The organism is Chitinophaga sp. ARDCPP14 (assembly GCF_051362515.1).
In the GTDB taxonomy this organism is placed as follows: Bacteria; Bacteroidota; Bacteroidia; order Chitinophagales; family Chitinophagaceae; genus Chitinophaga.
The window spans coordinates 298,904-315,792 of sequence record NZ_JBKIXB010000001.1 but is presented as its reverse complement, the minus strand read 5'-3'; the positions used below and the strand labels follow the sequence as shown (position 1 = coordinate 315,792).

Genomic DNA, 16,889 nt, shown 5'->3' with positions numbered 1-16,889 from the left:
GCGCGTGGCATATGTTTTGGGCGTTTTTTCGAAAAAGGAGGGTATTATGAAAAACTCACTTTTCGTTTATTATACATTGCCATTGGCATTCCTTTTATGGAGTTGTAACAACAGGTCTGCAGATAGTGAGAAGAAAGCCAAAGAAGCCAATAGTGAGCGGATCGACAGCCAGATTATGAACAACAAGTCCTCGGACTCGGTATCAGTGGTTTTGTCGCAGGCAGATGCTGATTTCGTGGTGGAAGCAGCCAGTGGGGGAATGATGGAAGTGCAACTGGGACAGTTGGCACAAACAAATTCCCGGAACCAACAGGTAAAGGATTTCGGTGCATTGATGGTAAAAGATCACAGCGGCGGGGGAGCGCAAATAAAGGCATTAGCCGCTTCCAAAAAAATAACGTTGCCGGATTCCATCTCAAATTCCCAACAGAAAGAAAAGGATCGGCTTGGAAAAAAGAAGGGAGACGAATTCGACAGGGCTTATGTAAATGCGATGCTCAGCGACCATAAAAAAGACATCCGGGAATTTCAACGGGCAGCAAAGAATGCAACAGACAGTGATATAAAATCATTTGCGGCGGCCAATCTGCCGATGTTATATGCGCATCTTGATTCTGTGCAGCAGTTGCAGAAGCGGTTAGGCATTAAGGAGATACCGGTTGGCCCGCCACCTTACGAATAGAAATAGCCTTGTTATATACTTTTTGGTATGTAAAGGCAAAAAACCGGGAATCCGTGAGTAAATTTCCGGCATGAAAGATTTCCGGCATCAGAACAGGCTGTATTACAGTCCTGTTGAATTTGCGATGAATTATATCGGTGGCACCTGGAAAATTCCTATCCTGGAGGCGTTGCAGGAAGGACCTGTAAGATATGGTGATCTGAAAAAATCCATCCCGCATATCACCGATAAAATGCTGATCACGCAATTGCGCGACCTCGAAGAAAAAAATATGGTCACCAGGAAGGCATACCAGGAGAAGCCTCCACGAGTGGATTATGCGCTTACTGAAAGAGCCCGGCGGGCATTGTCTGTTATTGATGCATTGAATGCTTATGGCGTGTTCCTGATGAAGGAGGAGCAGATTATAATATAAGAAAGCAACTGCCCTAAGCAGTTGCTTTCTTATATTTTACCTTTCCAGCTGAAAGCCGGGTTCCATTGCCGGCCGTTCTGCAGATTGGATATGGTAAAGCCGGTGGCATACATCCACCGGGCTATTTTTGTCAGCTTTTCTATATTGATGGTGGCGGCTTCATCGCCGGGGGTATGAGGGGCTAATATATTTATCCCGGTGGTGGCAGGGGGATTTTTTTGGAAGTTTCGATACCGGAAATTATATTTGTAGAATAGTATAGTATAGAACAGATGTAGATGATATAAATCGATTAGTGAAAGCGCGTTATGAATGATGAGATCACCACACCGTTCCACGATATTCGTATGCTATTTACGGCTTAAATTAAAAAATGATTGCCATAGCGGGCAACCTGTTATCCGTATTGCGCATAATGACCTGTAGCTATAAATTTAAAAAGATTTTTTCATGACACGATTCTTCCATTTGAAACAGGGCATCTGGTTATTGGCGATGTGCTGCTGCGGACAAGCATTCGCACAGGATGCCAGGCCATTGACGATACCTGTGGAATCAAAGAACAACGCCGTGGTATTACAGGTAGATGCAAAAGGACAACTGTCTACCATCTACTTTGGCACTAAGCTATCCAATGCGGCAGAATACCAACAGGCGCCGCTGGCATACAAACAAGCCGAAGACTATTCAACCGTATCCAATGCCGCTTATGCTGCCGCCGGCACAAAAAACCTGATGGAACCCGCCATCGCAGTAACGCATGCCGATGGCAACAATGCACTGGACCTGCGTTATGTAAGTCATAAGGTGACTGCCCGCGAAGCCGGTGTGGAAGAAATCAGTATCCTGCTGAAAGACCCGGTATACCCGTTTGAAGTAACGTTGTACTATAAAGTATATAAAGCGGAAGATGTAATAGAGCAATGGTCGGTGATCAGGCACCAGGAAAAAGGAAATGTTACCCTGCAGAAATTTGCATCTGCCAATCTTTATCTCAAAGCTCCCCGTTACTGGCTCCGCCAATATCATGGCGACTGGGCAAAAGAAATGCAGCCTGAGGAAGGGCTGCTCACACATGGCATTAAAACGCTGGACTCCAAACTGGGCACCCGCGCCAATTTATTCCAGCCGCCGGTGTTTATGGTGTCGCTGGATCAACCGGCTACAGAAGACCAGGGCAGCGTGTTATACGGATCGCTGGAGTGGAGCGGAAATTTCAGGATCGATCTGGAGCTTGATAACCTGGATAACTTACGGATCATAGCAGGGATCAACAATTATGCATCTCCCTATGTATTAAAAGCAAATACTGCTTTTGAAACACCGCCGTTCCTCTATACCTTTTCCACAAAAGGAAAAGGAGATGCCAGCCGTAAGCTGCAAAGCTGGGCGAGGAATTATAAAATACCGGATGGAAAAGGAGAACGGCTCACGTTATTAAATAACTGGGAAGCCACTTATTTCAACTTCGATGAATCTGCACTGAAAGGGTTATTAAAAGATACCAAAGACCTGGGCGTGGACTTGTTCCTGCTGGATGATGGCTGGTTTGGGAATAAGTTCCCGCGCAACAGTGATCATGCCGGGCTGGGCGACTGGCAGGAGAACCGCAAAAAACTGCCTAACGGCATCGCTGCACTGGATAGCATGGCACAGCTTAACGGGGTGAAATTTGGTATCTGGATAGAGCCGGAAATGGTGAATCCAAAAAGTGAGCTGAATGCCACACACCCCGATTGGGTGTTAAGACAACCCGGCCGCGAAGAACATTATTTCCGGAACCAGCTGGTGCTGGATTTAAGTAATCCAAAGGTGCAGGATTTTGTGTTTAAGGTGGTGGATTCGTTGTTCATAAAAGCGCCTAAATTATCTTATATCAAGTGGGATTGTAATGCCGTTATTTACAACACATGGTCGGCTTACCAGCGGCAGCAGCAATCGCAGTTATACGTGGAATATGTGCGGGGCCTGTATAAAGTACTGGCCAGGGTACGCGCTAAATATCCAAAGGTGTCGATGATGCTTTGTTCCGGTGGCGGCGGCCGTGTGGACTATGCCGCGTTGCAGTACTTCACGGAGTATTGGCCCAGCGATAATACAGATCCTTTGGAGCGGATCTACATCCAGTGGGAAAATTCCTATTTCTACCCGGCTATTGCCAGCGCCAACCATGTAACCGACTGGGGAAAACAACCGATTAAGTTCAGGGTGGATGTAGCCATGATGGGCAAGCTGGGTTTTGACATTGTGGTAAAAGATTTAAAAGAGAAAGATCTTGCTTTCTGCAAGGAGGCGATTAACAATTATGGTGCTTTGAAAGAGGTGATCTGGCACGGCGACCAGTACCGGTTGGCAGATCCGCACGAGGGCAGCGTAGCCGCCATAATGTATCTCGATGAAAAGAAAACCACCGGCGTGTTGTTTAACTACCTGGTCAATTACCGCTATGGCGAAGGCAGCAAATTTCCCATCCGGTTAAAGGGCCTGGATCCTGCAAAGAAATACCGCCTGAAAGAAATTAATCTTTATCCCGGCGAAGCAACAACTATCCCGGATAGTCCTATATTTACCGGCGAATTTTTAATGAACATCGGGTTTAATCCGCAGCTGAATGTTAAAAGAGCCAGCGTGGTTATCCAGATCAACGAAGTATCCTGATTATCTATGAACAATTTCCAGTTAGAAGAACATCCACACCAGCGATTAAACATTTTAACGGGTGAGTGGGTATTAGTATCGCCGCACCGTACCAAAAGGCCATGGCAGGGCAAAGTAGAAAAGGTAAACAAAGATCCGCTGCCGGCGTACGACGATTCCTGTTACTTATGTCCGGGGAACAGCCGCATGGGCGGGGATCTGAACCCGGCCTACACAGCGCCTTTCGCATTTACCAATGATTTTGGCGCATTGATGGCAGATACGCCCGCAGGCGCAACAATAACAGATAACTTACTGCATGCGCGGGGCGTGAAAGGCATCTGCCGCGTGATCTGTTTTTCTCCGCGGCATGATCTCACATTGCCATTGCTGGAAGTAGCAGACATCAGGAAAGTGATCACGTTGTGGCAGGAGGAATACCGGCAGCTCTCCGCAGATCCGGCTATCAGGTATATCCAGATCTTTGAGAACAAAGGCGATATCATGGGATGCAGCAACCCTCATCCACACGGACAGATCTGGGCAACCAGCGATTTGCCGGCGGAACTGATCAAGGAAACATCTCACCAGGAAAAATATTATGAAGCTACCGGCAAAAGCCTGCTGCAAAGTTATGTTGCCCTGGAGTTAAAGAAACAGGAACGGATTGTTTGTGAGAATGATCACTTCGTGGCATTAGTGCCCTTCTGGGCGGTTTGGCCTTTTGAAACCATGATCATCAGCAAACGGCATGTACCGGATCTGATACATTTTACGGAAGAAGAGCATCTTGCGCTGGCGGATATTTTAAAAAGATTAACCACAAAATATGATAACCTTTTTGAAACATCTTTCCCTTACTCCGCTGGTATGCACCAGGCGCCCGTAAATTCGGGGGATCATCCGGAATGGCACTGGCACATGCATTTTTACCCACCGCTGTTGCGTTCTGCATCCGTGAAAAAGTTTATGGTAGGATATGAGCTGCTGGCCAGTCCGCAGCGCGATATTACGCCGGAATGGGCCGCCAGGAAGTTACAATCCCTGTCTGAAACCCATTATTCACTGCAAAAAGTTGCAAGTGTTGAAAAAACGCAATAGCTTAGTAGGATAGTGTAGTACAGTTAATTCCAGATTAATTTTCCTTACATGCAGGACGTATACGAACAGATACATGAACTGGAAGGAATTCCCGGTCTTTCTAAACATGAACAATTTGTTCAGGGAATTATCAATGCTATCAATTCAAGATTGTTGTCGAGGGGCGACTCATTGCCTTCTGTGAATAACCTGATCGGAGAGCTGGGATTTGCAAGGGAAACTATTGCCAAAGGTTATAAGGAGCTGGTGGAAAGAGGTATTGTGGCATCGCAAAACCGGAAGGGCTTTTTTGTAAGCAGCGATGATACCGGCCAGCAGTTGAAAGTAGCGTTGTTATTATTTGCGTTTGATACTTTCCAGGAAACATTTTATAAAACTTTCCGGGCACATCTCGGGGAGAACATACAGCTGGATGTTTTCTTTCATCACAATAACATCGAGGTATTTGAGAGCATTGTGGCATCTGTAAAGGGCCGCTATGGCATGTACGTGGTGGCGCCTATTCCGCATCCCAAAACCGCGGAGATCCTGCGGGGGCTGCCGGTGGATAAGTTCCTGATGATTGACCGCTACGAACCGTTGAACATGGATTGTTCTTACATTGTGCAGGAGTTCGGGGAATCTTCCTACAGGGCATTCACTGCGTTAACAGCTACCATAAAGCAGTTTGATGAAATGATCTTTTATTACCGGCCCTCTACGGATACGCCGATAGAAATACTCAAGGCTTTTAAGCGTTTTATAAAAGATCATAAGATCAACGGTGTTATTAAAACGGAATACGTACCTGGTACGGTGGCAAAGGGAAAAGTATATTACACCATCAATAATACGGAGTTGTGGGCTATCCTGAAAGACTGTGTGGAAAAGAAAATGACGCTTGGAACGGATGTAGGCATTTTATCTCACAATGATGATGTGGTAAAGGAAATTATCTGCAATGGAATTACCACTTATTCCACGGACTTTAAATTAATGGCGGAGAAGGCAGCAGTTTTTGTACTGAACCGGGAGAAGATCCAGGAAGTATTGCCTACCGTGCTGATAAGAAGAAAATCTTTGTAACAGTAATTATTAATGCCACTTTCTACTATTATAAGCTTTGCTTTTTTCGTGGTGCTCATGACGGTATTGTCGTGGTACATTACAAGGAGGCACCAGTTGAAAACAGCCGCCGACGTATTCCTTGGCAGCCGCAGTTTAAACTGGCTGGTAATAGGCGGTGCGCTCATCATGACCAACATCAGCGCCAACCAGTTTATTGGTGAAAACGAATCTGTTTTCATCAATAACATGTCTATTATGTCGTGGGGTGTTACTTCTGTATTTGCGATGTTGCTGGTAGGCGAGTTCCTGATGCCCATCTACTTGCGTATAGGCGCTGTTACCACACCGGATTTCCTGGAAGTACGGTATGACCGGGGCACCAAGAAAATTGTTTCCGTTATTTTCCTGCTCAGCTACCTGGTAAACCTGATTCCCGCGGTATTGTACGGCGGTGCGGTGGCTTTTAACGGGATCTTTCACCTGAATGAGCTGCTGCATATCAGCTATTGGTCTACCATCTGGCTGCTGGCCTGCCTGATAGGCATCATGGGCTTTTTCTACAATGTACTGGGCGGATTAAAAGTGATCAGTATCTCCGATACTTTGCTGGGCGGCGGTATGATCATCGGCGGATTGCTGCTGCCGTATTTCGGGTTTAAATACCTGGGGCATGGCGATGCGGAAACCGGTTTGCTAACCGTACTCGGCACCCATACCAGCCATTTAAATGCTATCGGTGGTGCACACGATGCAGTTCCCTTCAGCACTATTTTTACCGGTATGCTGCTGGTGAATATTTATTACTGGGGCATGGAACAGTTTATTGTGCAGCAGGCGCTGGGTTCCGTGAACCTGGAGCAAAGCCAGAAGGGGATTGCGCTGGCATGTTTGTGTAAATTGTTGTCGCCGCTCATGCTCAACATTCCCGGCCTTATTGCCGTGCACCTGTATATCCATCCACAGGCAACGGCGGAAGTGTTTCCCAGGATGGCGGCGGATGTGCTGCCGCCGGTATACACCGGTTTAATTGCGGCCATTGTTTTTGGTGCAGCGCTCAGCACTTTTAACGCAGGGTTGAACAGCGTGGGTACACTGTTCACTATGAATTTGTATAAACCTTTTATGATAGCCCGCAAAGGCAGCATCACGGATAAAGAACTGATCAGCAGAACCCGCCTGTTCCAGGTACTGGTATTGCTCACGGGTATTGTGATTGCACCCTTTATCATGTTGTTCAAGGGAGGTTTTTATAATTATATCCAGATGCTGGCGGGGTTTTTCAGTCTCCCGATTTTTACCATCATGGTGGTGGGCATGGCTACCCGGCATGTTCCGCCGGTGGCGGCCAAAGCGGGATTGGTATTTTTCCTGGCTGTAAATGTATTACTGCAATGGGTATTCGACACCGGTATTCATTACCTGCATTTGTTGGCGATGACGTTTGTGATAACGGCAGTGCTGATGCTGATCATCGGTAAAATAAAACCGATGGCCGTACCTTATCAGCCGGCGGTGATCCCGGTGGTATCGGTAGAACCCTGGAAGAACCGGCACTGGTACAGCGCTGCTTTATTGATATTAATGGTGTTGCTATTTATCATCTTTTCACCACTAGGACTTGCAAAATGAATAACGCTCTGATCTGGTGCAGATACCTTTTATCTGTTACGGGAATGCTTTGCCTGTTAACGCCGTTGCATGCGCAGCAGGCCGCTCATGTCAAACATATTTCCTTCGGGAAAAACAATTACATCGCCTACGATTTACGGAAAGGTACCTACTCCGTGTGGACCGGCGGAAAAGAAATCATCCGGCATGCATTTGCGTTTTATGAAGATGCCGGCCGGCCGGATACCCTTCCTGTTAACCGCACTTTTACCAGTGTACCCGTGAAAGATGGTATGGGAGAAGGAACCCGGTATGTGATTACATCTGCCGGTAACGGCGTAAAAAAACAGCAAATATTTTATGTATATAAAGGGAAAGATGGTTTTTATACTTCGTTAACTCTGCAGGGAAAGGGCGCCCGTTCCCGGGCCATGAGCCCTTTAACAGGGGAAGCGGCTATTTATACCAGCGGGGTAGTCGTTCCTTTTGATAATGATGCATGGATCAGGTACCATGTAGCGGATCAGCGCGGCCCGGCATTTACCAGTTCAGAGGTAACTGCGTTGTACGACAGTCTTACCAACGCTGGACTGATACTCGGCTCGGTAGAGCATAACAATTGGAAAACAGGGGTAAAGGTGGAAAATTCACACGTTTCTGTAGTGGCGGGGTGGACTGATAGTCTTGTTACCCGCGACAAAATACCCCATGGCATAGTTACGCAGGGCGATACCCTGTGCAGCTCCCCGAAAATCCTGGTACTGCCGGCGGCCAACTGGCGCAAAGGCATGGAGCAATATGGCAGTGCTAACCGCCTCGCAGAGCCCCGCTATATTTTTGAATGGACGGGGGCAAAGCCGCTGGGCTGGAACAGCTGGGGAAGTATGCAAACGAAGTTGAACCTGGTGAAAGCCAAACAGGTGGTCGATTTTTTTGCAGACTCCTGTAAAACGTTCCGTGGCAAGGATGGCAGCCTTTACATAGACCTCGACTCTTATTGGGATAACATGACCAAAGGCGGCATGACCGGCGATTTCAGCCAGTTGAAAGAATTTGTGGCTTATTGCAGACAACGGGGATGTAAACCCGGTATTTACTGGGCGCCGTTCGTAGACTGGTCCAAATCCTCCCGCATGGTAGAAGGAAGCCGTTATAATTACGAGGAAACCTGGACAAAAGTAAACGGGCAATACCACGATTTTGATGGCGCCCGTGCCATGGACCCCACTCATCCCGCTACCCGCGACCGCATCGCCTATCTCATCAAACGGTTCAGGGAAACCGGCTTTGAAATGATTAAGATCGACTTCATTGGCCATGCGGCCATAGAGGCAGATGGCTGGTATGATCCTTCTGTGCATACGGGCATGCAGGCGTTCAGGAAGGGCATGGAATTCCTGGTAGATCAGCTGGATAGCAAGATGCTGGTATACGCCGCTATTTCGCCCGGTATGGCCACCGGCAGGTATGTGCATATGCGCCGTATCGCCTGCGATGCGTTTAAGAACATTGACGAAACAGCCTATACCCTTAATGCCACCAGTTTGGGTTGGTGGCAAAATAAAGTATACGATTTTACAGATGCGGATCACGTGGTGTTTGCGGGCGCCAGTCCTGGTGAAAACAGGGCGCGCCTTACCTCTGCCATCGTTACCGGCACCGTTATTACCGGCGATGACTATGCTGAGTACAGCAGCGCTTCCGGCGTGGCGCAGCAACTGCTGCAAAACCGCGATGTGATGGAAGCGGCGCAGTTGCCCAATGGTTTTGTTCCGGTAGATCATCATACCGGCGACACCCCTTCCAGCCTGTTTGTACACAACAGCGGCCGGTTTACCTACCTGGCTGTGGTGAACTACAACAGGAAACCCACCGTTTTCGAAGCTGATTTTAGTAAGCTGGGACTCAGCACCGGGGAATATCGCTGTAAAGAATTATTCTCCGCTAAAACATCCACAGAGAAAGGGAAGATCCATGTAACGGTAGATGCTGCGGACGCCATGATCTTCCGGTTGGAGAAGAAATAAGGACCGGCATACCCGGAAGAGCAGCTATATGCCGTTTTTATTATTTTTATCTCTAACTTTAATAAAAAAAATGGAAAATAGAGGGCTGCTTTTTATTCCGGATATAAGTGGCTTTACCCGTTTTGTGAATGAAATAGAGATTGAGCACAGCCGCCATATTATCCAGCAACTGTTGGAACTGCTGATAAATGCTAATCAGTCGGGCCTGGAAGTATCTGAAGTGGAAGGTGACGCCATCCTGTTCTATAAGTTTGGATCCCCGCCGGAGCTGGAAGTACTGTATAAGCAGGTGGAAAAGATGTTCTGCGAATTTCATCGGTACCTGGTCAATTACAATCACCGCAAAATTTGCCAGTGTAAGGCATGTGTATCCGCTATTGACCTTACCCTGAAGGTAATTACCCACTATGGCGAGTTTACCACCTACCAGGTAAAGAATTTCAGTAAGCTGATAGGGAAAGATGTGATCGTGGCGCACCAGCTGTTGAAAAATGATATTGAGCAGCATGAATACTGGCTGGTAACAGATAACCTGTTGCGTGATGAGCCGCCGGAAGGACTGGCGCAATGGATGACATGGGATGCCAGCATCAAACAAACAGAAACCGGTAATATTTCTTTTCACTACACCCATTTAAGTGAACTGCGCAATACGTTACCACCCGATCCCGACCCACAGGTAGAGCTTAAAAATAAAACGAAGATGATTTCCGTGTCGAAGGAATTTGACACGGATATTAAAACACTTATTTATACCGTAGTGCATTTTGAGTTCAGGCACCTGTGGCAAACCGGTGTGATCGCAATAGATGAGGTAGAACATTTTCTCCCTGGTATAGGTAGCCGTCACCGGCATGTGATGGATAATGGCGAACATGTGATCATGTTCACCAGCAGTTTCTCGTACAACCCGGAACAAAAGGCGTTGTTCAGTGAAACAGATGAGAAGCGGCATAACGCTTTCTACTATACGGTGGAAAAGGTAACAGACCGGAGAAGCCGGTTAACTATTGATTATTATCTCCCTAAAAATTTTATACGGCAATGGCTTTTCCGGTTCACGGAAAAAGATAAGGTGGAAGCGGGTTTATGGAAATCGCTTGAAAAGCTGGAGCCTGTGGTAATGAATATGAAATTGCCGTTGGATTTTTAATGAAGGGTGTAATTCCGGAAATAAAGCATTATCATCTCTAACAGAGTATTAGCAACCTAATCGGCGATTGCATTAAATCAGCAACTCATTGAAGCACGCATATTCTTAATCCAGCATAACGTTTATCATTCTTATTTACCAAAATGTTATCAGGTAGTTAATACTTCTTTATTCACTTACTTGATTTATTTCTACCATCATCGTTTTTTTAATTTATTGGCCTAATGATAAATGCAGATCATTTAACGGTAAATAAAAATAAATGAGTAGAGATGGTTATAAAGAATGGCTACTAGAAATAAAGAATAAAGTAAGACAAGCTCAATTAAAAGCGGCAGCCAATTTCAATACTACTTTGATTGAACTGTATTGGGAGCTAGGGAAGGAAATCGTCCAACGACAAATGGAAGCGAAATGGGGGGATAACTTTCTTGAGCAACTTGCTATTGATTTGAAGAGGAGTTTCCCGGAAATAAACGGCTTCTCGCGACGAAATTTATATACAATCCGGCAATGGTATCTCTTCTTTTCGAAGGAATTTGAATTTGTGCCACAACCTGTGGCACAATTACCCTGGTCTTATCAACGGCTCCTGATTTCAAAAATAAAAGACCTTAAAATAGCCATACAGTACGCGAAAGCCACACAAAGAAATGGCTGGTCAAGAGATCAGCTTGAAATTAATATTAAGGGTAATTACCACTTAAGGCAAGGGAAAGCAGACCATAACTTTGCATTTACTCTTCCAAAGCCACAGTCTGACCTTGCAGCTGAAAGCATCAAAGATCCCTATCATTTTGATTTTCTTGGGTTGGAAGAGAATGCCCAGGAGCGGGAAATCGAACTGGCGCTTACACAGAAAATAACTCACTTCATGCTGGAACTTGGAAAGGGCTTTGCTTTTGTTGGTCGTCAGTATAAAATAGAAATCAGTGAATCGGATTATTTCCTGGATTTATTATTTTATCACTTGCACCTTCGTTGTTTTGTGGTTATTGAATTGAAGGCTGGAAAATTTCAACCCGAGTATGCCGGTAAATTAAACTTCTATTTATCAGCAGTGGACAGCCAATTAAAACATCCTACTGATAGTCCCTCAATTGGAATGATATTGTGCAGAATGAAGGATAAAATAGAAGTGGAATACGCTTTACGTGATTTGAATAAACCTATTGGTATAAGTTCCTTTGAGCTCTCTGAAATTATACCGGATAATTTGAAGACTCAACTACCTACTATTGAGGAGATGGAAAGGGAATTAATGGATGAATAATTGGCAAATAATCAAAGAGGGTGCCTCAAAAGTAAATTTGAGGCACCCTCTTTTTATTTCCTCCTCTACTCATGAAATACAGGCATGGCCGGGAAATACCATCCGTTGTAAGTGAGCGTTTTTTTCAATGTGGCCGTAGTGGCATCATACATCAGCACCCTGTTCACATCCCCGGTGAAGGAACCGTTCAGCGTAGTCATCACCAGTTCATTTTTATCCTTGTTATACGCTGCGCCGGCGCCATAGAAATACTGGCCGGAAGGCAGTGTAATAAAAGGAGATGCAAGAGATGCCGTGTTACCAATGATATAGCGATACAGTTGAGTGCCCCCGGCAAAGCCGTTGTTACGCACAATGTAAACGGCATTTTCCGTTGTAGAGGCAGTGATGGCCGCATGACGCCATGCGCCCCATGGGGAAGGTACTGTGAAAGGCAATTTTACTGCGGTACGCGCCAGGGTAGCCGGATCTATACGGATCAGGGAATCTGCGTTGGTGGCATATACGCCGCCATCTTTACCGGCAGCAAAGGCCAGGTTGGCCGCACCGAACTTTTTTACTACGGCATAGGTGCTGCTGTTTAAAGCAACGATGCCATCTGTTTGGGACAACACAAAAATATAGCTGCCGGCTTTTAACATATCACCGGTATAACCGGCTACACCGGTTATTTTAGCGCCTACAGCGAGGGAAGGTAACGTGATGGGATATACGCCATCTTTCGCACTCAGCAATCCGCGGGTGGCATCCACACCGATAAAAGCGTGACCATCATTACCTGGCAGGGTAGTAATACGACCGGTTTCCACGAGGCTGCCGGCATCTGTCACTACCAGCGGGCCGCCTGCTTTTACAACAATATACATTTTACCGTTGAAGATAGTAGCATACTGCAGCGTGTTGGAAGGGCCGCCCAGCGCGCCGGCGGGGTTCTCTGCATGATAAATGTTAGGGACAAGACTATCGCCACTGTAGGAGTAGAAATGCAGGTCACCGGTGCCGTGGCCAAACCACCCTTCGTTGGCGATAAAAAATCCATTGCCGTATTTACCGGCGATTAACGAAGCCGTAACACCGCCGGTACCGGTTTCGTTTGTGCGTTGGCGTTCGAGCGGCTGTAACGCATCATCTTTTTGGCAGGAAGCAACAAACAGCATCAATGCTGCAGACAGAAAGGATAATAACTGTTTTTTCATATTTATTGTTTTATTAAGAAAATACAACGTGGTTTTCTCCCAGGGTAAAGCCCTGGAGAAATGATCATAATGCCGGCTATCCTCAGGCATTACGCCTAAGGCTAAACGAAAAAAAATAACAGCGCATAAAATGGCTGGCAGGCCCACATTCGTAGCATTTCACCCGAAAGCGTTGAATGATTAATTACAAGAGGCAGGTCTTCTGGCTTACCTGCTTTTCCGGGACCTTCCCATCTGCCGGACAGGCAGACAGTGGTATGGAGTTCATCCGGAAAAACAATTTATCTGACGATAAATGCAGGATTACAGCTACGGGGATAGCTCCGGTTTTACACCGGATTCCCTTTTAATCCGCCACGGGGCGGAACCAAATGCGGAAGCAAACCTACGGTAATTAGGTATAATTGCCAAAATGATGTGGTAGGAGGAATTTCAGTGGATGGGTTGCCTTTGTAACCTGTTAACTCATAAAAAAAGCGTGATGCAATTCAACATTGCATCACGCTTTACAAACAATATTTCTATAAAACTTATCCCTTCATCTGCCACGCCTTCGTTTTGGTAAACGCTCTCAATCCCTGGTGCGATAACGTTGCGCCAAAGCCGGAGTGCTTCCTGCCCGCCCACGGCAATCCTGCTGTAACCCGGTCGCAACAGTTCCAGTAGCCGGTACCCGCATTTACCTGCGAAAGGATTTCCTGCGCCCTTTCACCATTGGAAGAGTATACCGATGCAGTAAGACCATACTCCGTATCGTTCATTAATTGAATAGCTTCTTTATCACTGGTTACTTTCATGATGCCTATCACCGGGCCAAAGCTTTCTTCCTGCATAATTTTCATGTTGTGATCCACATCCGTGAGAACGGTGGGCTCAAAGAAGTTGCCATCATGTACAATGATATGACCGCCGAGTTTCAGCGTGGCGCCTTTTGCACGGGCTTCCAGTACCTGGTTTTCGAGTACTTTTAACTGTTCCTTTCTCGTGATGGCGCCAAAGTACACGCCCTCGTCTGTAGGTAGTCCCAGTTTCCAGGATTTCACTGCTTTTACAAATTCAGCTACATATTCATCGTATACTTTTTCATGTACATAAATGCGTTCTACTGCGCAGCAGCTCTGGCCGTTGTTATAAAAGGCGCCGTCGGCTGTAGCTGATGCCACTGCTGCGATATCTTCGATGTCGTCTGTTACATACAGCGGATCTTTTCCACCCAGTTCGAGTTGACAGGGCAGCATCCTGGAAGCAACTTTTTCATAAATGTATTTACCGGTTTTATAAGAGCCGGTAAAGAAGTAGCCGTCTACCCGCAGATCCATGAGGCTTTCGCCGGTGGCTTTCCCGCCAATGGCTACCTTGAAAGCATTTTGCTCAAGACCGGCATAGTAAAAAAGTTTCTCTATTTCCATACCCGTTAGGGTAGCATATTCGGAAGGTTTATACAACACAGTATTGCCCGCCAGCAGGGCCGGAATAAAAACATTTACACCTACCAGGTAGGGATAATTCCAGGCGGAGATATTGCAGATAACGCCCAGTGGTTCGTAGGAGATTTTTTCTTTTAAGCTATCTGTATTCGTTACCCATTCGTCCGACAGGTACTTCTCTGCGTTCTCCAGCATCCAGTTAATCCTGGCTACGGCGCCGTTGATTTCATTGCGTGATTGCTGCAATGGTTTTCCGGTTTCAGCTGTAAGCACGCCCGCCAGTTTTTCCACTCTCTTTTCCAGCTGCTGGTTGAACCGGGTAATTACTTTGATGCGTTCTGCCAGTGGCTTGGCCGACCAGCGGTCGAATGCCAGCCGCAGCAACGCGGTTTTTTCAACTACCCTTGCCAGTGAATCTTCTCTGAGAACGGCGAGGGTTTGTGCGGTGGCAGGATTAAAGATTCTCATTTCGTATGGTTTCTAACTGCTTGAAGAAATTGTGTTTTGATTTGTTGGGAAAGCGGGTTGCTTTCTTTCTCCGGCATTCTTTCCGGATGCCATTGCACGCAAAGCATAAAGCCTTTACCGGTTTTATCTTTGAACTCAATACCCTCAATCATTTCATCGCTGGTGTCGGAGGTGGCGCTTACCATAATATTATTTCCCAGCCTGGCCGGGTGGATGCCCTGGTGATGCGCGCTGTTCACCTGTCCTTTTTCCTGGCCGGTAATGCTGTACAGCAATGAGTCTTTCCGGATATTTACGCCGTGTATTTTATCGCTGGTATCTTTTTTATGAATTTTGTTGGCGGCTTCACCGATGTCTTCATACACTTTCCCGCCTTCCAGGATGTTGATGTATTGTAACCCGCGGCAGATGCCTAATACAGGCAGCCGTTGCTGTTGGGAATACTCGTAGATGCGTTTTTCAAAAGCATCCCTTTCCGGCAAAAATTCCTGCGGCTGATGCGGATAGTTTTCGACGCCGCCATACAGCGAGGGAATCACATCCACGCCACCGGTAAGCACCAGGCCATCGCAGGTATAAATATCTTCCACGTTATTACGCAGGAAGGAAAGGATCACCACTTCGAGGTCATCGCCGAGGTCTTCGGGTGTAAACCAGTTTTCATAATTGACAAAACTGGCTTCCGTATAGCTGATCCCTATCTTTTTCTTCATGATCTAAAGCGCGTTTAGGTACAACTGTTTGAAATCTTCCCGGGTAACCGGTTTAGGGTTATTGGGATGGGCGAAATCGGCAAGTGCCAGATCTGCCAGTGTGTCCACATGTGCGTTGGTAACACCGATATCTCGGAGGTGATGCGGGATATTTATCTTTGCATTAAGATCGAAAAGATATTGTACCACTGCTTCGCCGGTTTCTTCTTTTAACTCCAGTGTTCTGGCGATGCGCCGGAACTTCTCTTCAAAGCCCGCAATATTGAATTGCATACCATAAGGAATATTTACGGCATTAGCGAGACCGTGATGCGTGTCCAGCAGGGAGGAGAGGGGATGTGCAAGGGAATGCACCACGCCCAGTCCTTTCTGAAAAGCGATAGCGCCCATCATGGAAGCCATGAGCATGTTGCTCCTGCTTTCTATGTCCGGTTTGTTAGTAGCTTTTTCCAGTGAGTTTTTAATGAGATAGATACCTTCCAGGGCAATGCCATCACACAGGGGATGTGGATTCTTTGCCAGGAATGCTTCCATGTTGTGGGTCAATGCATCCATGCCCGTGGCGGCGGTGATAAACGGCGGCAGGTCCATGGTAAGGGCCGGATCCGCAAATACAATCTTCGCCATCAGTTTGGGTGAGAACAGTATTTTTTTCTGATGGGTGTCGTCGTCGGCAATGATGGCGCTTCTGCCCACTTCGCTACCCGTGCCGGCGGTAGTAGGTACGGTGATAAAATGAGGTACGTCGTTGGTCACATAAATATCGCCGCCTATCAGGTCGTCGTATTTAAACAGGTCTTCCCGGTGATTAACCCGCAGCACAATGGCGCGTGCCACATCCAGCGCGGCGCCCCCGCCAATACCGATGATACTGTCGCGTTGTGTATGATCCCAGAGATCTGTGCCTTTATACACATCGCTCTTCACCGGGTTTTTGTGGATATCACTGAATACTTCCACGGAGATGTGATGTGCCTGCAGGTCATTCACGATCGATTTAAAAAATGATAATCCAGCTATCGTTGGATCGGTAACGATCATGGGCCGTGATAATCCGTTTTTCTGTAAATAGGCTGGCAGCTCGCTGATGACGCCTGCGCCGAAACGGATAGTAGTAGGAAAATTATACTGAAATGCCATAT

Annotated in this window: 14 protein-coding genes and 1 riboswitch; of the genes, 9 read left to right on the top strand and 5 right to left on the bottom strand. The window is 46.7% G+C overall.

Features of this window, described 5'->3' with window-relative positions; genetic code table 11:
* The first annotated feature begins 46 nt into the window (after positions 1 to 46).
* Together ACLHR0_RS01225 and ACLHR0_RS01220 are read left to right on the top strand one after the other, a co-directional pair.
* A complete protein-coding gene (locus tag ACLHR0_RS01225; RefSeq protein WP_436484307.1) occupies positions 47 to 682 on the top strand; it encodes a DUF4142 domain-containing protein in 636 nt (211 codons plus the stop codon).
* Positions 683 to 752: 70 nt separating this feature from the next.
* Entirely contained in the window at positions 753 to 1,097 is a 345-nt protein-coding gene (locus ACLHR0_RS01220; RefSeq protein WP_436484306.1) for a winged helix-turn-helix transcriptional regulator, read from the top strand.
* Positions 1,098 to 1,126: 29 nt separating this feature from the next.
* Here ACLHR0_RS01220 and ACLHR0_RS01215 read toward each other — a convergent pair whose 3' ends face one another.
* A complete protein-coding gene (locus ACLHR0_RS01215; RefSeq protein ID WP_436484305.1) occupies positions 1,127 to 1,435 on the bottom strand; it encodes a hypothetical protein in 309 nt (102 codons plus the stop codon).
* 112 nt (positions 1,436 to 1,547) lie between these two features.
* On the opposite strand from ACLHR0_RS01215, the gene ACLHR0_RS01210 reads away from it, so the two are divergent.
* The 7 genes from ACLHR0_RS01210 (at position 1,548) to ACLHR0_RS01180 (ending at position 11,943) form a co-directional block, all read left to right on the top strand.
* On the top strand, positions 1,548 to 3,755 hold the full coding sequence (locus ACLHR0_RS01210) for an alpha-galactosidase (RefSeq protein ID WP_436484304.1): 2,208 nt from the start codon (positions 1,548 to 1,550) through the stop codon (positions 3,753 to 3,755).
* Positions 3,756 to 3,761: 6 nt separating this feature from the next.
* Complete coding sequence (locus tag ACLHR0_RS01205) at positions 3,762 to 4,835, top strand: UDP-glucose--hexose-1-phosphate uridylyltransferase (RefSeq protein ID WP_436484303.1); 1,074 nt, start codon at positions 3,762 to 3,764, stop codon at positions 4,833 to 4,835.
* A 48-nt stretch (positions 4,836 to 4,883) separates the two neighbouring features.
* Positions 4,884 to 5,900: a GntR family transcriptional regulator gene (locus tag ACLHR0_RS01200; protein WP_436484302.1), complete on the top strand. Its 1,017-nt coding sequence runs from the start codon at positions 4,884 to 4,886 to the stop codon at positions 5,898 to 5,900.
* 12 nt (positions 5,901 to 5,912) lie between these two features.
* Entirely contained in the window at positions 5,913 to 7,511 is a 1,599-nt protein-coding gene (locus tag ACLHR0_RS01195; RefSeq protein ID WP_429045646.1) for a solute:sodium symporter family transporter, read from the top strand.
* Between the two features lie 44 nt (positions 7,512 to 7,555).
* Positions 7,556 to 9,517, top strand: coding sequence for a hypothetical protein (locus ACLHR0_RS01190; RefSeq protein ID WP_436484301.1), 1,962 nt, complete (start codon positions 7,556 to 7,558; stop codon positions 9,515 to 9,517).
* Between the two features lie 70 nt (positions 9,518 to 9,587).
* Positions 9,588 to 10,670, top strand: coding sequence for a DUF2652 domain-containing protein (locus ACLHR0_RS01185; RefSeq protein WP_436484300.1), 1,083 nt, complete (start codon positions 9,588 to 9,590; stop codon positions 10,668 to 10,670).
* Positions 10,671 to 10,932: 262 nt separating this feature from the next.
* On the top strand, positions 10,933 to 11,943 hold the full coding sequence (locus ACLHR0_RS01180; RefSeq protein WP_436484299.1) for a PDDEXK nuclease domain-containing protein: 1,011 nt from the start codon (positions 10,933 to 10,935) through the stop codon (positions 11,941 to 11,943).
* Between the two features lie 65 nt (positions 11,944 to 12,008).
* On the opposite strand, the gene ACLHR0_RS01175 is transcribed toward ACLHR0_RS01180, so the two are convergent.
* The 4 genes from ACLHR0_RS01175 to ACLHR0_RS01160 form a co-directional block, all read right to left on the bottom strand.
* Positions 12,009 to 13,139: a DUF5074 domain-containing protein gene (locus ACLHR0_RS01175; protein WP_436484298.1), complete on the bottom strand. Its 1,131-nt coding sequence runs from the start codon at positions 13,137 to 13,139 to the stop codon at positions 12,009 to 12,011.
* A 175-nt stretch (positions 13,140 to 13,314) separates the two neighbouring features.
* Positions 13,315 to 13,526: riboswitch (cobalamin riboswitch) on the bottom strand.
* Positions 13,527 to 13,669: 143 nt separating this feature from the next.
* Entirely contained in the window at positions 13,670 to 15,034 is a 1,365-nt protein-coding gene (locus ACLHR0_RS01170; RefSeq protein ID WP_436484297.1) for an aldehyde dehydrogenase family protein, read from the bottom strand.
* A complete protein-coding gene (locus ACLHR0_RS01165) occupies positions 15,031 to 15,747 on the bottom strand; it encodes a gamma-glutamyl-gamma-aminobutyrate hydrolase family protein (RefSeq protein WP_436484296.1) in 717 nt (238 codons plus the stop codon). The genes ACLHR0_RS01170 and ACLHR0_RS01165 overlap by 4 nt, the downstream gene beginning before the upstream one ends.
* A 3-nt stretch (positions 15,748 to 15,750) precedes the next feature.
* Positions 15,751 to 16,887, bottom strand: coding sequence for an iron-containing alcohol dehydrogenase (locus tag ACLHR0_RS01160; RefSeq protein WP_436484295.1), 1,137 nt, complete (start codon positions 16,885 to 16,887; stop codon positions 15,751 to 15,753).
* Between the last annotated feature and the right edge of the window lie 2 nt (positions 16,888 to 16,889).

Bases quoted from the DNA above. Each gene is read 5' to 3' on its own strand.
- ACLHR0_RS01170 (WP_436484297.1), bottom strand. From the start codon at position 15,034: ATGAGAATCTTTAATCCTGCCACCGCACAAACCCTCGCCGTTCTCAGA.
- ACLHR0_RS01175 (WP_436484298.1), bottom strand. From the start codon at position 13,139: ATGAAAAAACAGTTATTATCCTTTCTGTCTGCAGCATTGATGCTGTTT.
- ACLHR0_RS01210 (WP_436484304.1), top strand. From the start codon at position 1,548: ATGACACGATTCTTCCATTTGAAACAGGGCATCTGGTTATTGGCGATG.
- ACLHR0_RS01165 (WP_436484296.1), bottom strand. From the start codon at position 15,747: ATGAAGAAAAAGATAGGGATCAGCTATACGGAAGCCAGTTTTGTCAAT.
- ACLHR0_RS01200 (WP_436484302.1), top strand. From the start codon at position 4,884: ATGCAGGACGTATACGAACAGATACATGAACTGGAAGGAATTCCCGGT.
- ACLHR0_RS01190 (WP_436484301.1), top strand. From the start codon at position 7,556: ATGCTTTGCCTGTTAACGCCGTTGCATGCGCAGCAGGCCGCTCATGTC.
- ACLHR0_RS01160 (WP_436484295.1), bottom strand. From the start codon at position 16,887: ATGGCATTTCAGTATAATTTTCCTACTACTATCCGTTTCGGCGCAGGC.
- ACLHR0_RS01220 (WP_436484306.1), top strand. From the start codon at position 753: ATGAAAGATTTCCGGCATCAGAACAGGCTGTATTACAGTCCTGTTGAA.
- ACLHR0_RS01180 (WP_436484299.1), top strand. From the start codon at position 10,933: ATGAGTAGAGATGGTTATAAAGAATGGCTACTAGAAATAAAGAATAAA.
- ACLHR0_RS01205 (WP_436484303.1), top strand. From the start codon at position 3,762: ATGAACAATTTCCAGTTAGAAGAACATCCACACCAGCGATTAAACATT.
- ACLHR0_RS01225 (WP_436484307.1), top strand. From the start codon at position 47: ATGAAAAACTCACTTTTCGTTTATTATACATTGCCATTGGCATTCCTT.
- ACLHR0_RS01185 (WP_436484300.1), top strand. From the start codon at position 9,588: ATGGAAAATAGAGGGCTGCTTTTTATTCCGGATATAAGTGGCTTTACC.
- ACLHR0_RS01195 (WP_429045646.1), top strand. From the start codon at position 5,913: ATGCCACTTTCTACTATTATAAGCTTTGCTTTTTTCGTGGTGCTCATG.